General features: G+C 44.5%; 9 protein-coding genes. 2 read left to right on the forward strand and 7 right to left on the reverse strand.

Translation table 11 applies throughout. The features are described 5' to 3' along the window. The 3 genes from ACHUET_RS02580 to ACHUET_RS02590 all read right to left on the reverse strand — a co-directional run. On the reverse strand, positions 1-2,180 hold a 2,180-nt coding region (locus tag ACHUET_RS02580), incomplete at its 3' end, for an Ig-like domain-containing protein (RefSeq protein WP_394210406.1). Positions 2,181-4,061: 1,881 nt separating this feature from the next. After that, the gene (locus tag ACHUET_RS02585; RefSeq protein ID WP_394210408.1) at positions 4,062-4,745 is read right to left on the reverse strand and encodes a cupin domain-containing protein; all 684 of its coding nucleotides are present in this window, start codon (positions 4,743-4,745) and stop codon (positions 4,062-4,064) included. Between the two features lie 214 nt (positions 4,746-4,959). Next, positions 4,960-5,823 carry a universal stress protein gene (locus tag ACHUET_RS02590; RefSeq protein WP_394210410.1) on the reverse strand — a complete coding sequence of 288 codons (864 nt, stop codon included), beginning with the start codon at positions 5,821-5,823 and terminating at the stop codon, positions 4,960-4,962. A gap of 332 nt (positions 5,824-6,155) precedes the next feature. Between ACHUET_RS02590 and ACHUET_RS02595 the strand changes: the two genes are divergently transcribed. After that, positions 6,156-6,689 (forward strand): DUF2058 domain-containing protein, encoded by a 534-nt coding sequence (locus ACHUET_RS02595; RefSeq protein ID WP_394210411.1) that lies wholly within the window; start codon positions 6,156-6,158, stop codon positions 6,687-6,689. 366 nt (positions 6,690-7,055) lie between these two features. Next, positions 7,056-9,233, forward strand: a complete 2,178-nt coding sequence (locus ACHUET_RS02600) for an FAD-dependent oxidoreductase (protein WP_394210413.1) — start codon at positions 7,056-7,058, stop codon at positions 9,231-9,233. Between the two features lie 258 nt (positions 9,234-9,491). Here the strand turns inward: ACHUET_RS02600 and ACHUET_RS02605 are convergent, their stop codons facing one another. From ACHUET_RS02605 to ACHUET_RS02620, 4 genes are all read right to left on the reverse strand, one after another. Next, on the reverse strand, positions 9,492-10,106 hold the full coding sequence (locus ACHUET_RS02605; RefSeq protein ID WP_394210415.1) for a TetR/AcrR family transcriptional regulator: 615 nt from the start codon (positions 10,104-10,106) through the stop codon (positions 9,492-9,494). A gap of 220 nt (positions 10,107-10,326) precedes the next feature. Then, positions 10,327-11,844, reverse strand: a complete 1,518-nt coding sequence (locus ACHUET_RS02610) for an aldehyde dehydrogenase family protein (RefSeq protein WP_394210416.1) — start codon at positions 11,842-11,844, stop codon at positions 10,327-10,329. A gap of 155 nt (positions 11,845-11,999) precedes the next feature. Further along, a complete protein-coding gene (locus tag ACHUET_RS02615) occupies positions 12,000-13,403 on the reverse strand; it encodes a YjiH family protein (RefSeq protein ID WP_394210418.1) in 1,404 nt (467 codons plus the stop codon). A gap of 300 nt (positions 13,404-13,703) precedes the next feature. Next, positions 13,704-15,440: a 5-guanidino-2-oxopentanoate decarboxylase gene (locus ACHUET_RS02620; RefSeq protein WP_394210420.1), complete on the reverse strand. Its 1,737-nt coding sequence runs from the start codon at positions 15,438-15,440 to the stop codon at positions 13,704-13,706. Between the last annotated feature and the right edge of the window lie 40 nt (positions 15,441-15,480).

Genomic DNA, 15,480 nt, shown 5'->3' on the forward strand with positions numbered 1-15,480 from the left:
TCTGCAGGGTCAAGCAAATCGCCATTACCATCTACGTTGTCGGTGATGACAGGTGCTGCAGGCGGTGTGTCAGGCGCCGCTGTATCAACGGTAAAGTCAACAGCCGCACTAGGCGCACTCACGTTACCAGCCGCATCGGTTACGGTGGCAATCACACTGTACTCACCATCCGCGGTGATGCCGTCATCTGCATCATTTGCAATGGTCACGTCAGCAATACCGTTGCCACCGTTGGCATCAAGATCATCTGCGGTCACGATATAGTCAACGGTAATGGTACTGCTGTCAGGCAAGGTCACCGTCAAGGTGACCGTGTCACCTGCAACGGTGCCAGTTGGTAGGGTTACTTGGGTTTGAACGCCATCTGCAAATTCTGCGGCATTGACCCCATCATCCGCTTCATCATCAATGACCACGACTGGCGCTGCGATAGCGGCACCTACCTCGCCACCAGGGGCAACGGTATCAACCGTTATGGTGGTCGCAGGAGATGGCTCACTCACGTTACCGGCAGCATCTGTGATGGTATAGCTGATATCGTAGGTGTCATCAGCAAGTGGTGTGTCAGGCGTTAGGGTGTTATCCACTAAGGTGGCTGGTACGGCCACGCCATCGACCAACAATGTCGGTGTGCCGTTTGCCAATTCATCATCTGGTATGACAACCCCTGGGGTGTTGTCGTTGGTGATGCCGTCATCAGGAATGGTTTCTGCAGGGTCAAGCAAATCGCCATTACCATCTACGTTGTCGGTGATGACAGGTGCTGCAGGCGGTGTGTCAGGCGCTGTGGTGTCTCGAATAGCATTGGCTGTTACAGCAGGAGAAACATTACCAGCCGTATCTTCGATTCTGACAGAAACCTCTAATACGGCCCCTTCTTCTGGTGCAGGTATTTCAACTTCAACATTACCAGCTTCAATATCGTCATCAGTCAAAACCTTTTCGACACCGTTGACGATCACGGTATAACCAACACTCGAACTCTCTGGCAAGTCAACAACGACATCTACCTGGTTACCCTCTATCTCATCAGCCGTGATAAAAGCATCTCCGTTCCCGATAGCTACACTATCTGGTGCTTCAGGCGCATCATCTGTATCTCTAGTAGCACTAGCTGTAACAGCCGTAGACTCGTTTCCAGCTAAGTCTGTGATACTGGCAGTGACTTGCAGAGACTGACCTTCTAATGGAGCATCAATAGTTACAGTTGCCGTACTATTTGCGATGTCATCATTAGTTAGTTGCTGATCAACACCATTGACAGTAACAGTGTCACCTACAGAAGCATTATCTGGCAAACCAATAGAGATAGTGACTTGATTATCACTAATCTCATCAGCGGTGATCAAGGCGTCACCATTACCGATAACAATGCTTGGAGCATCGGGAGCGGTAGTATCAGGGGCATTTATTGGATCAGACTCTGCTGAGGTATTACCTGCTGCATCAGTAGCAACGGCGTTAATCGCCTCACCATTGGCAAGCGGTGTATTAAGAGTTACCTCGTAGGCACCTGTGGTAGCATCTGCTATTACTGTACCAATGACATTGTCATCTGTATCTAAGATGTCTACGCGACTGCCGGGCTCAGCGTTACCTGTGACGGTAGTACCATCGAAGGCATCAATACTCGGGGCATCAGGGGCGGTAGTGTCTGCTTCTGAATTATCATCATCGTTATTATTACTACCTCCTCCTAAAGCTGCTGCCGCCACACCAACGCCTGCTAGACCTAACAACCATGGTAGAGCTGCAAAACCTTCAGATTCTGTCGCCCCTATCCACCAAGGAGTTGCATATCCATCTCCGCCCAATGATTGGCCCTGCACCTCGCCCACCTGTAGCTCGGTAACATAATCTGTCACATCACCTGTATCAGGAAGATAGTAGTAATAACTTCCATCTTCAGCGACACCAACAAGTGCACCATCGATATCATCATAAAACCCTTCAATAATAAGGTCAGCGTTTTCACTATTATTTTCAAACGAAATGTGAAGGTCTTTATCTACACGTTTGGTAACAATGTTTTTTGGTGCACGCCCAGACGCTGTATCAAGAAGCTCGTAATTTGTTTTATCAGTAGCTCGTATCACTGTCGGGATATTATTCTGCGTAACCACAGTATGTTCAGCAACTGTTCCGACTTGATTATTGGCTTTAACGGTTATAGTTTTCATAACATCATCCTTGATTAATGAATTCTAAAATAGTTTCCGATCTAGAATTATGAGTGAATTTGTTTGTATCCTTCATTTTTGTTCGCAGTGACTGAATTGTTTTTTACACGTATCTCTATATCTCGAAGATATCTTCAACAATATTTTTATGAAACTAACAAAAAATTTAGTTTGTGATTTTTGGCTGTTCGGCGATATGTTTGCTTTTGCAAAACAATAGCCATATGACAGAGGGGACGGACAATGTAATGAATCAAATAACTTGAAGATATCTTCTGAGCAGCTATCACTTGCTGAATAGCAAGAGGCTTTAATAGATGAGGTTTTAATAGATATAGGTGGGCTTGCAATTTTGTTTTTATCTGAGGGATATGCGGGTAATTTTTGACGTAAAAAACAGTACTACCAATCACTTTTCTGATGACTAGTTTTGTTAGGGTATAAGTATTATAGACAGACAATATTCGATCAGCCACCATAGTCCGGCTACTTACTAAAATGGCCATCCTAGCCGATAATAGTGCAGTCATGCTGATCATAATAATCGACCTCCAATCGATAGAAATCTAACTCATTAAAATTATTTTACCAACCTATATTCCTAATTATTTTTTATAAAAATATAGATTGATAAAAAAATTTATCTTTTTACAACTAACTATTTTCTATGCATTGTATATTCTAATAATAGTATGCTGATTTTATAGGTCAACATTAATACATTTATCGATTTGTAAAAAATGTTCCTTTATGTAAAACATGTATATGTATTTACAATAAACCTTATCATCCTTAAGTCAAAATGTAGATAAAGTTATTACGTACATCAGTGTAAATTGATATAAAAATAACTAGATATAACTATACTTACTTGTAATTATTACAAATATTACCAGTTTATTTTATATTCAATAATGATTATATAAGTCTAATCACTTCAGCATTCAGCACAGATTCTGGCAAACAGAAAACTATGATACCATCTATGCAATCACTACCTCTCTTAATGGTTAATGTCTTAAATATTAATATATTAAGATTAATTAGAGATCATTAAAACTCAAAATCAGCTTCAATTTATATTAAACAATGGATTATCTGATACATACTATCAATTGAAAATTTTATTTTGCATCATTAATATCTACGAGATGCACTCATATCGTAGATCTATAGTGAAATATAATCTTTTCTCTTAAAAATATCGTTTTCATATACATTTCATATCATTTTATTAGACCAACATAATTATACTAAAACTCTAGATACCAGCCAATACTTATCCGCTTCACATCCTTAAACGCTTTATAGATCGGCAATAATTTTCATTTTTAACCAAATTTTGTTTGATAGACTCTATATTGTCGCTACTACCAATTTAATGTAGTGACAAGCGTTCAGGTACACGTCCTCAGCACTACTTGATAGCGCTTAGTAGTATGGGGTGCTGGATGAATGAGACACTTATATGAGCTACAGGAAGACCTATCTTGTTTCAGATATTTTCGCTCAGTAGTCACTGGCTATGTTGGAATGAAATGGAAGAAGATCTGCCTTAAAGAAAGGCTATCTATGAGCTGTTGAAGGAAGGTTTGAAATCTCACGTAGGAAAGAGTCTAAGAGGGTCTATCGATATAAAACTGTCAATACTTAAAGTAGCTATAGTTGATTCAGATTAAAAGAGAGACAAGGCAACCGAGCGCAGATGTATATGTGATAATTCAAGTGAGGTTAACGCTGTCACTCTTTTATAGAAGTTTGACTATATTCAAGATACTACCCACAGCGCATCTAACACATCAAATATAAAGGGCTAATGTGTCAGATATTACGTTTATGGGTCACTCAGATAGTTGATACAGCACTTTCCACAAGTTTTATTTAGGCTTCATTTATTTCCAAACCAATTATCTGGCTTAGATGCCCTGTTTTCAGATATATCGTCGCGCCCCCTCGTCCTGCTGTGATTTGCGCGTACTCACCTGCAGGCAGACGCAACCATCCCCAACGCTGATAGACTCGGTTATCATCTACCAGCTCGCCTGCAATGACTAATAGCTCTGCGCCATTAGGGAGTGGATCATTGAATAACAACTCGCCTGCCTCTATACGTTGCAAGCTCACCTGCTCGACACCATCTGAGAACAAAGGACAAACGTCACGGTCACCTTGTCGCTGCCAATTGGCACCATCGTGAGTATCGATAGCAACATGATGCGCTTCATCAGGTAACATCTGCCGCAGCTTGACAAAAATAACTGCGCCTTCATCACTATAAGGCCTATGACCGGATGCTGGTGGGTTACGTAAATACCAACCTGCCGGATAGTGGGTGTCGTCTGCAGAAAAAGTCCCTGACAATACTAAAATCTCTTCACCGCCCGGATGCAGATGGTGCGGAAAATAAGAGTTCGGTGCATAACGGACAAGACTGGTCGCACGCGCCTTCTCCTCTCCTATGCGGTCAAGCATCACTCGCTCCACGCCATTCTGTGGTGATTTGACCCACCCGTGGTCTTCAGGTGCTAGCGAGGCACGACGTGAAAAATCTGCATTGATACGCATAAGGGGTTCCAAAGATAGAGTGAGTGGCGTCAGCGAGTGAGCCGTTATGAGATATAGATTGGTTATCTAAAATATCAATAACCAATCATGATGGCGAATATTGAATTATTGAGATTGGTGTGTTGTTCACTAACGTGGCGAACAACGCACGACCTTAATTTAGTGTCACTTTATCGAAAAACAAGTGATCAAGGAAAAATTATTAATACATCCATTAGCGTACTAGAATCACGGGAGACAATGTGCTCGCGATGATCTCTGTCGTTGTACTACCAAGGAACAACTGCTGCCATTTAGAGTGTCCATAAGCACCGACCACCATTATGTCAATATCGTTGTCGACTTGAAACGTTAACAGTCCATCAACGGCATCAGAAGCAGATAAATGATGCGCCTCAACGACAAAGCCTGCATCTTCTAATTTAGCAGCGGCGGCACTCATGCTTTGCTTGGCAGCATCATTGTGATTGCCGACCATTACGATATGACCTTTTAAACCTTTTAACAAAGGGCTTTTTGACACCATCCACGCCGCTTTTATAGAGGTCTTACTACCATCAAAAGCAATCATATATGAGCTAGGCTCTGTAAAAGTCTCTGAGCAAATCAGTATAGGAATATCCGATGCGCGAGCTACCGTTTCGATTTGGCTGCCGATATTGATGCGGCTATTTTTGTGGTCTTCGCCGCGGCGGCCCATGACGATCGCGCGATTTTCTTCTTTGAAATGCTCGATGCTAGGAAGCAATTTGCCATGACGTTGATAAATGCGCACATTGACATCCGCAAAGCTGCCTTGGATATGGCTTTTTGCATCTTGTACTAAGGCGTTGCTATAGCTATTGACTACCTTTGCCCTTTGCTCATCTAGCTGGGACAACTCTTCTAACAAAAACTGGCGGCTATTTATCCCTATCGCTCCTGACAGATCACGTCTGACTGAAGCGGGGACGTCGCTGACATGCAGCAACCCAACAGGCAAGTTCAGTTTGCTGGCATACCATGCTGCATAGTCACAAACCGATTCAGTCACTGCTGAGCCGTCAATACAAGCTAGAATGTGCTGTGATATTGTCATAATCTGTCCTTAGATGTGTTATTTAATCCTATACAGCTTGTTATATATGACCAAGCTATGCCCATCATTTGAGAGATGTTTCTAAAAACCGCTCCCTTAATTTGATGATACCCAATTTGGTCAGCTTCATCCAGCGATGTACACGCTTTTCTAGAATCACAAACGTACCAGTACTATTATTTTATATGGTTTACAAGAGTATTGCCTTAACACCCTGATGAACTCTAGTCATTGTCTAACCACAAGCGTTAGTAAAGTTTGCTACAATACCTCTTTTAGTATTTATGGTTCAGTATTTAAGACTTACGTATCGTTATTTAGGTGATTGAATTATGGCAAAGAACGCCCTACAGGCTCAACTATTAAAGGCTGGATTGGTCGATAGTAAAAAAGCCAAAAAAATCAGCAAGCAAACGCAGCATGCCAAGCGTACTGGCGACTCTGAGAGTTTGGAGACCAAAAAAGCGCTGGCAGACGCTCAAGCAAAAAAACTTGAAAAAGATCAAAAGCTCAATCAAGAAAAACAACAAGCCTTGGAAGAAAAGGCACTAAAAGCCAATATTGTGCAAATGATTAAGCAGCATCAAATCAGCGACACTACCGGTGAAGTCAGCTATCAATTCGTCGATGCATCAAAAGTGAAAAAAATATCAATCACTCAGAAGCTATATGATCAAATCGTAGCAGGTCACGTCGTAATTGCACGCTTAGAGGACAGCTACGCGTTACTGCCGCGCCCACTCGCAGATCGTATCGATACAAAAATGGAAGGGTTCATGGTGGTGTCCAATGATACCGCTGAAGACACGCCAGAAGAAGACGATCCTTACGCCGCGTATGTGATTCCAGATGATTTGATGTGGTAATCACTCGTCTGATTACTCAGACAAACATTCAGTCAAAACCCCTTCATAGAGTGACCATTCTATGAGGGGGTTTTGCTATCTGCGGTTTAATAGACAGTTTATTATGGCAGTCATCAGCCAGTTAATGACAGAAAACGTTTAAGCGTGGTGCCTCTCATTCTACTTTATCAGATTGTCTACTTTATCGAATAGATAGGGCTTTTAATTGAACAGTCACTCAACATTCAGTACAATATAATCCTACTCAATGAAATAAATGACCGTTAGACTCAATATAATATTTACGATCACGCAAAACCTCGTGCTTCAACCATGTCGACACAATCTCGAAGCTCTCCTCCGCTCTCTGACTTAGCCGGAAAAATCATGATTAAAAGAATATCCTTAATACTATTAATATTGATACTGGCGGCAAGTTTTTTTTATTTTGACCTCAATCAACTACTGACGCTTGAGGGCTTAAAAGGGTCGATGGCGCAGTTTGATGCGTATAAAGCTCAGTCTCCATTATTGGTTATTGGTGGTTTCTTCTTACTCTATGTGGTCGTCACCGCGCTCTCTTTACCTGGCGCAACTATTTTGACGTTGGCAGCAGGAGCACTGTTCGGTTTGGTGCAGGGCTTACTTATTGCGTCGTTTGCGTCCAGTATCGGCGCAACGCTTGCTTTTTTGACGTCACGTTACCTGCTGCGCGACACCATCAAGCAGCGCTTCCCTGAGCGTTTAGAAGCGATCGATAAAGGCGTTAAAAAAGAAGGCGCCTTTTACTTATTTACCCTTCGACTGGTACCGATATTCCCGTTCTTTTTGATTAATCTGTTGATGGGCGTCACTGCCATCAAGTCATGGACTTACTACTGGGTCAGCCAAGTCGGTATGCTCGCTGGTACGTTTGTCTTCGTCAATGCAGGGACACAACTGGCACAGGTTGAGAGTCTATCAGGCATATTATCGTTCGATCTGATTGTCTCGTTTGCGTTATTGGGCTTGTTCCCCTTAATCGCAAAATCGCTACTCAATGCGTTTAAAAAGCGTCGCGTCTACAAAAATTATAATAAGCCAAAAAAATTCGACCGCAATATGATCGTCATCGGCGCAGGTGCTGGCGGCCTTGTCACCAGTTACATTGCGGCGACTGTCAGAGCAAAAGTCACACTCATAGAAGCAGGTGAGATGGGCGGCGACTGCTTGAACTATGGCTGTGTCCCGAGTAAAGCCATTATCAAAAGCGCAAAAATCGCAGAGCAAATGCGCACAGCTGAGCGTTACAGTTTAGAGAACACCGCGCCGCAGTTCTCGTTTAAAAAAATCATAGCGCGTGTACACGATGTTATCGCTGAGATTGCGCCGAACGATAGTGTCGAGCGCTATACCGATCTAGGGGTCGAAGTCCTAAAAGGGTATGCCAAACTGATTGATCCTTGGACGGTTGAGGTTGCGCTCAACGATGGCGGCACTCAAACGCTCACGGCACGCACGATTGTGCTGGCCACTGGCGCTCGTCCCTTTATCCCGCCACTGCCAGGTCTTGAGGAGACAGGTTATGTCACCAGCGATACTTTGTGGGATAAATTTGCAACGCTTGATGAGACGCCCAAAAAGCTCGTCGTGCTTGGGGGTGGCCCTATTGGCTCTGAGCTGGCGCAAGCATTTGCGCGTTTAGGCTCAAACGTCACGCAAGTTGAGCGCGGCACGCGTCTTATGAAAAAAGAAGATACAGAAGTCTCCAAGTTTGCCCAAAAATCACTAGAAGCCAGTGGCGTCACGGTTTTGACATCGCACCAAGCATTACGCTGCGAGATGCGAGATGGCAAAAAGTACATTATCGTTCAGCAGTTGGTTGATGAGGAACAAAGCGGTCAGCAAAAAGAGATGGCATTTGAATACGATGAGCTGCTGTGTGCAGTCGGTCGTAGCGCCCGTCTTGAAGGTTATGGACTTGAAGCGCTAGGTATCGAAACAGACCGTACAGTGGTCACCAATGAATATCTAGAAACGCTGTATCCCAACATTTATGCAGCCGGCGATATCGTTGGGCCCTATCAGTTTACACATGTGGCGTCGCATCAAGGGTGGTACGCTGCTGTCAATGGCTTGTTTGGTCATTTCAAAAAATTCAAAGTCGATTACCGAGTGATTCCATGGACGACTTTCATTGATCCAGAAGTCGCTCGCGTGGGTTTGAACGAGCAAGAAGCAATCGACAAAGGGATTGATTTTGAAGTGACGCGCTATGACTTTAAAGAGCTAGATCGTGCGATTACTGACAGTGCCGCCAAGGGTTTTATTAAAGTCATCACCCCGAAAGGCAAAGACAACATCCTAGGGGTGACGATAGTGGCTGAGCATGCTGGCGATTTGATGAGCGAGTTTGTACTGGCGATGAAACATGGTTTGGGACTGAATAAAATACTTGGTACGATTCATACCTACCCAACATGGGCGGAGGGCAACAAATACGTCGCTGGCGAATGGAAGCGCAATCACGCACCTGAAACAGTATTGAGCTGGTTAGAGAAATATCACACATGGCGCCGTGGTTAATTAGGCATTTACCGATAAATAACCTAATAGACAAAACAAGCCTGAGATCATCTGGTTGAGCTGATAACTTTTTACTAGCTTAACTAAAATATATCAGTACAACGGACGCTTGAATGTTTGCATTTGGCCGCAGCATTTTGTGCTGCTCGCTGGTATCTTTGCCACTGCCTGCGCAATCACTATTTTTACCCGCATACATGGTGGCTATCATACTCTTAAGCAATTAGAGATGTCATAGCGATAGCCTTTTACAATCAACTAATATGCTTTTACTGAATGATCGAGTCGCAGCGCTTCTATAGAGGATGCCATATCTTCAGCAAGGTCATGTACTGTCGAGCTCTTGACATCACGCTGTGCGAAGGCGCGCAGCCCCATGACCTCCGCCTGTAGTCGTCGTCCTAGTCTGACCGCATCAAGCTGACTGTCTATCTCACCTATCTGCTGAGCCTTTTGAAAGCACTCTATAAATCGCGTCTCCATCCCTGACAGTAACACCTCAACTTTCTCTAATGCAGATTGCTCACGAGCACCCAGCTCCAATAAGCTTTTGACCAGCATACAGGCGCGGCTCGGCAATGCTTTATCACGAATACCGCCTAGCTGCCTGATGTAAGCGGCTAAACCTGATAAAGGCGTTTGGTGATGACTTAATACGCGCTCAAGCTCAGTCAACCCTAGACGGGCATAGTATTCTAGCGCTTCTTGGAACAGGCCGTCTTTACTACCGAAAGCGGCATAAATGCTCCCTGGACGCATATCGAGCGCTTGTTCGATGTCTTTTAATGAGGTGGCATGAAAGCCTTTTTGCCAAAAAAGCTGTAATGCTCGCTCCAGAGCGTCTTGACGATTATAGAGTGCGCTGCGTGACATACTATGCCCCATGTAAAAAGCCGTGACCTCATATAAAAATGAGCACGGCGATAAAATTTGAATGATTGCTCAATTTTATCCTTAATAGATGTTTCAGTAAAGTGAATACGGGAAAATAGACTGGGTAATAAAATAGAGAACGATCATGACGCTAGCTATCAATAACGATATTAACAGCTAGGTACTAGGTTCTAAAACAGCTAATAAAACTATGAGCGACTCAATCAGTCAGCAATACATGCTTGCTCTTTTGATAAGCGGATAAGCCATCGCCGCCCAACTCTCGGCCAATACCGCTTTGCTTAAAACCGCCCCAACCCGACTCTGGTAGGACGATTTGTTGCTCGTTAATCCAAACGTGACCTGCTTGAATTTGTAATACCATCTCCAGTGCGGCAGCTTCGTCAGCGCTCACGATGGTCGCTGCCAAAGCAAACTTGCTGTCATTGGCTAAACGAATAGCTTCTAAATTTTCGGTAAAAGTCGTACTGACTAATACGGGTCCAAACACTTCTTCCATCCATAACTGACTGGTCGTTGGTACATCCGTGTAAATGGTTGGCGTCGCAAAATATCCTGCGTCATCTACTATTTTGCCCCCCGTTAAGCACTTAAGCTGCTCGGTCGTGGCAATATCAAAGTATTTTTTGACTTGGTTTAATTGTTGCTTGCTGACTAGTGGTCCCATTTGCGTATCGGCTGCAAAACCATCGCCAATTTGCAAGCTTTCTGTTTTTACTTTTAGTGTCTCAAATAGCGACTCAGCAATACTTTGATGGACAATCAGTCGTGAGGTCGCCGAGCATATTTGACCAGCATTGGTAAATATACCACCAACGATCAAATCACAAGCGTGGTCGATATCGGCATCTGCGCATACTACAATGGCTGACTTGCCGCCCAGCTCTAGGCTGATGTCTTTGACACTCTTAGCCGCTTGACTCATGACCTTTTCGCCGACCACATTACTGCCGGTAAAAGAGACTTTATCAATTAGCGGATGGCTGGTCATGGCAGCGCCTACTTCAGCTGCGCCCGGTAAGATATTGACCACGCCTTTTGGCAGTCCTATCTCGGATAGGATATTGCCGAGCATCAGCTCTGGTAATAATGTCATCTCAGATGGCTTTAATAATACAGTACAGCCCGCCGCTAGCGTAGGTGCTAGCTTCCAAGCCGTCGTCACCATAGGGAAATTCCAAGGCGTAATCAGCGCGCAAATACCCACAGGCGCGTAGGTCTTTAGCAGTCGTATGCCTGACTCAAGCGTGGACACCTCAGACCACGTTGCTTGATCGGTGATCAAATTAGCATAATAACGATAGCAAGCGATGGCATCACCAACGTCTATCTTTGCTTCCTCAATTGGCTTACCATTATTTAACACAGACAGGCCAACCAACTTATCGAATTGCTGCTCCATAGACGCTGCAATCGCGCTTAGATAACGGGCGCGCTCGCTAACATCAGTCTGCGACCAGCTGCTATAAGCCTTAGAGGCAGCTCTGACCGCCATGTCTACATGAGCACTGGTACACAAGCGCGTCGTTGCGATTATCTCGCCTGAACTGGGGTCATATAGGGCATGGTTATTTTTATTGTCAAAGCTTGCATTATCAGAGTCAGTCTCAGGCGCTTCAATCTCAATCCACTCCCCATTGATATAAGCGGCATTTAACACGACTTCATTTTGAGCCGTCTGTGTTGCGCCTTCTCTGGTTAAGCTTGTAGCGTTCATCAATTCCACCATGGTTAATTGCCTTATACTTTTTGATAAAATTTTATTTATTTGCATAGCACGTGCAACGTAATTGATGAAATAATCGGTTTATCTGACGACAGAAAAACCAATTATTTTTTACGTTATATGCTTTGTTGATATCGAATGTGCGACTAATAAAGCAGATGCGCGACCGAAGTAATCACCACCAAACTGATAAGCGTACGAAGGATAAAAATCCCAAACAGCTCTAATATATTGAGTTTGATGTTTGATTTCAAAATCAGCGCACCGACTTCAGACATATAGATAATCTGAGTAATTGAGGCGGCACCCACGATGAAGCGTGTCATTTCACTCTCGATGCTTTTACCGACCAACGCTGGCAAATACATATCCGCAAAGCCCATAATCATGGCAGGTGCAGCCTTTGCCGCCTCTGGAATCTGTAACCATTCAAGCAATGGCACAAGTGGGGTCGCGAGCCAATTAAAGACAGGCGTGTACTCTGCTAAGCCCAAGCCAATCGTACCGATGGCAAAGACAACTGGGATCAGTCCAAAGTAAATATCAAACAAATTACCCACGCTGCGTTTGAACACATAACCCAAGCTTGGCATAGAGTGTGCGCGAGTGACGGCACGATTAACCGCCCATTGGTAAGTGCTATACCCAGCAGGAATACCTTCGTCTAGCATGCTTTTGCCAGAGTGATAGGTATCAGGCTTCATTGACAGTGGCGGTATACGCGGCATGATGATCGCAGCGATAAACCCAGTCAGCGCAATGGTCAGATAAAAATAAACAAAGTTATTGTCCACGCCAATGGTTTTGGCAACCACGTAGGTAAAGGCAATGGAAGTCACTGAAAAGGTGGTGGCAATGATGGCTGCTTCGCGCTGGCTGTAGAAACTTTTATCATACTGCTGCATGGTGACCAGCAAGCCGATAGATGCGGCCCCAAACCAAGAAGACATCGCATCAACCGCAGAACGACCTGGTAGTTTAAACAGTTTGACAAATATCTTGCTGGCCAATGTGCCCAAGAATTCCATGAGGCCAAAGTCAGTCAAAAATGGCAGCGATAAAATGGCGAAGAAAAACAACGGAATTAGAATGGGGATCAAATCTTCAAAAATGACGCCGCCCGTATTGCGATTAATAATAAACTCAGGGCCGACTTGCAGATAAATCATCCAAACAAACACCATACCTAACAAACGCGTGGTGAGCCAAAACCAATCAACATCAAAGAGATTCTTTATCAGTGAGCCTTCAGGCAGATTGGGTTTTAATACCTTTACTGCTAATGCTCCAAGACAGGAAATGGTCACGATCGCCATGGTGATATAGACCACAAATCCGCCCAATATTGCTTGTAATGTATCTGTGAGCACCCCCAATAAAATGGTGACCTTACCATCCCACTGAAACGGTATGATAAATAACGCAATACCCAATGCTGAAAATAGCAGAAACTTCCACATTGACGCCCGCCACTGCCCTGCCTGCGGTGTGTTTGGATCGACATCGTTTCCTAAAATCGGTTGCTGCGATTTATCAATAGCATTCGTCATTTACCTTCTCCTTAATGGGTGGTGATCGCCAGTTTTTCTATCTGGCTAGGGCGTGTCCCTATTTTAAGAATGGTGATAAAAATGAGATAAATCGTAGGCAAACAAGGAAAATAGTGCAGATAATATCGAGATATTGACCAGCTATTTGACGCCGTTTGGCAAAGATTTAGCCATTTTTAGCCCATTTAGTGATACACGTTTGAATTAGGGACACGCCCTAATAACGAGGTTTGCTCTAATGAAGATTTTTCCTTGAGCGACCCGCGTTTATAGTCCTTTGAGCATTGTTTATGAGTACCGTTAACTAAAATAGGTAACCGTCTCACCCATCTCTTTGAGAAAGTCATCCGCTTCATCAATCTCATAAATGATCGGTTGCTTGCCTGTCGTGTCTGTTTTTAGCGCCTCTAGCAATTGCTGCTTATCTGTAATTCTGCGATAGCCAGCGCCAAATCCTGCGGCTAGCGGCTCAAAGTTTGGCGTTTTAATATTGACACCAATCAGTGGCAAACCGCCCTCTTCCATATATCGGCGAATCTCGCCATAACCTTGGTTGTTCCATAACAGCACAATCAATGGCAGCTCAAGCTCAGCCGCACAAATAAGCTCTGCAATAGTAAATTGAATACCGCCATCGCCGATTAGGCTGACAACCGGCAAGTTCGAGCCAATCATGGCACCGATCGCCGCGGGCAAACCATAACCTAGCGTGCCAAAGCCCGTTGAGGAGTTGAACCATTTACGCGTCGCCAATGCTTCAAAGCCAAGATTACCGCTATAGACAGGCTGCGTTGAATCGCCCACAAAAATCACGTCTTGCACTTCATCTCGAATCAGTTTTAGCAAGGCATTTTGGCCCGCAAAGTCTGGGGTTACATCTTTTAAAAGTGCGTGTTTTGCCTCGTTCACTCGTGACAATGCCTGATGATCGAGTGCCTGCCCGTTTAATACCTGATTTTCTAAACGCCTGCATAGTCCACTGATAGCCATCTGCGCGTCAGACAATACCGCGATATCTGCTATAAATGGACGCTGCAGCTGCTCGGCATCGCAGTCGATACGCACTAATGTGCCATTGATTTTGAATTCGCCATTAAAGAACACATCGTAATCGGTCTCGCCAAGCTCCGTACCAATGGCGAGCACCCAATCTGCCTCTGTAATCACGGCTCGACCTGCGTCTAACGACTGGTTACTACCTAAACTTAATGGATGACCAGGTGGCAATAGCCCTTTGGCATTGATGGTCAAAAACGTGGGTGCATCGATCAGCTCTGCCAGTTTTTGCGCATCTTGATCGACATCCACACAGCCACCGCCATAAAGCAATACTGGGTTTTTTGCAGTTTTTAATGACTCGATAATCAGATCCAATTGCGCAGGATTTGGCAGTGGTCTTGTCACTTGTGGTGGGATTGAGCTGTTCTTGTCAGCTTGGCTATTAGCTACACCCTTTATACTAGGCGGCTTGGCAACATGGCTGGCATCAGCGGTGATGACATCAATCGGCAGCTGAATATGGACTGGCCCTGGACGCGCACCGTTAAATAACGCAAACGCTTCGGCGATGACTTTGGGTAATGACTCAGGCTGCCAGATGGTTTTGCTTGCGAGCGCCACCTTACTGACCATGCCTTGCTGATCGTGCAACTCATGCAAGTGCCCCTCCCCGCTCCCTGTGTCTTTGATTTTATTGACGCTAGAAATAACTAACATCGGTATAGAATCAGCCAGTGCTTGCGCCATCGCCGTCATGATGTTGGTCATGCCAGGACCTGTGATTATGAAGCACACACCGATCTTGCCAGAAGCACGATAATAGCCATCTGCCATGAACCCAGCGCCTTGCTCGTGACGCGGGGTCACATGGCGAATATTGGTATTGGGTAGGCCGCGATATAGCTCTACTGTGTGTACCCCCGGTATGCCAAAGACGGTCTCTACTCCATAGTATTCTAGCCACTGGACGAGCAACTCACCGCAGGTCAGAGGCGAAGCATCAAATGATATAGAAGGCGTTTGGGTCAATTGGGTCATGGAGTAATCATCCTAAAAGAGTCAGTAAGTATTGAAAATT

The sequence above is a fragment of the Psychrobacter piscatorii genome, from assembly GCF_043641605.1.
Classification (GTDB): Bacteria; Pseudomonadota; Gammaproteobacteria; order Pseudomonadales; family Moraxellaceae; genus Psychrobacter; species Psychrobacter piscatorii_C.

Bases quoted from the DNA above. Each gene is read 5' to 3' on its own strand.
- ACHUET_RS02595 (WP_394210411.1), top strand. From the start codon at position 6,156: ATGGCAAAGAACGCCCTACAGGCTCAACTATTAAAGGCTGGATTGGTC.
- ACHUET_RS02605 (WP_394210415.1), bottom strand. From the start codon at position 10,106: ATGTCACGCAGCGCACTCTATAATCGTCAAGACGCTCTGGAGCGAGCA.
- ACHUET_RS02600 (WP_394210413.1), top strand. From the start codon at position 7,056: ATGATTAAAAGAATATCCTTAATACTATTAATATTGATACTGGCGGCA.
- ACHUET_RS02620 (WP_394210420.1), bottom strand. From the start codon at position 15,440: ATGACCCAATTGACCCAAACGCCTTCTATATCATTTGATGCTTCGCCT.
- ACHUET_RS02610 (WP_394210416.1), bottom strand. From the start codon at position 11,844: ATGAACGCTACAAGCTTAACCAGAGAAGGCGCAACACAGACGGCTCAA.
- ACHUET_RS02615 (WP_394210418.1), bottom strand. From the start codon at position 13,403: ATGACGAATGCTATTGATAAATCGCAGCAACCGATTTTAGGAAACGAT.
- ACHUET_RS02590 (WP_394210410.1), bottom strand. From the start codon at position 5,823: ATGACAATATCACAGCACATTCTAGCTTGTATTGACGGCTCAGCAGTG.
- ACHUET_RS02585 (WP_394210408.1), bottom strand. From the start codon at position 4,745: ATGCGTATCAATGCAGATTTTTCACGTCGTGCCTCGCTAGCACCTGAA.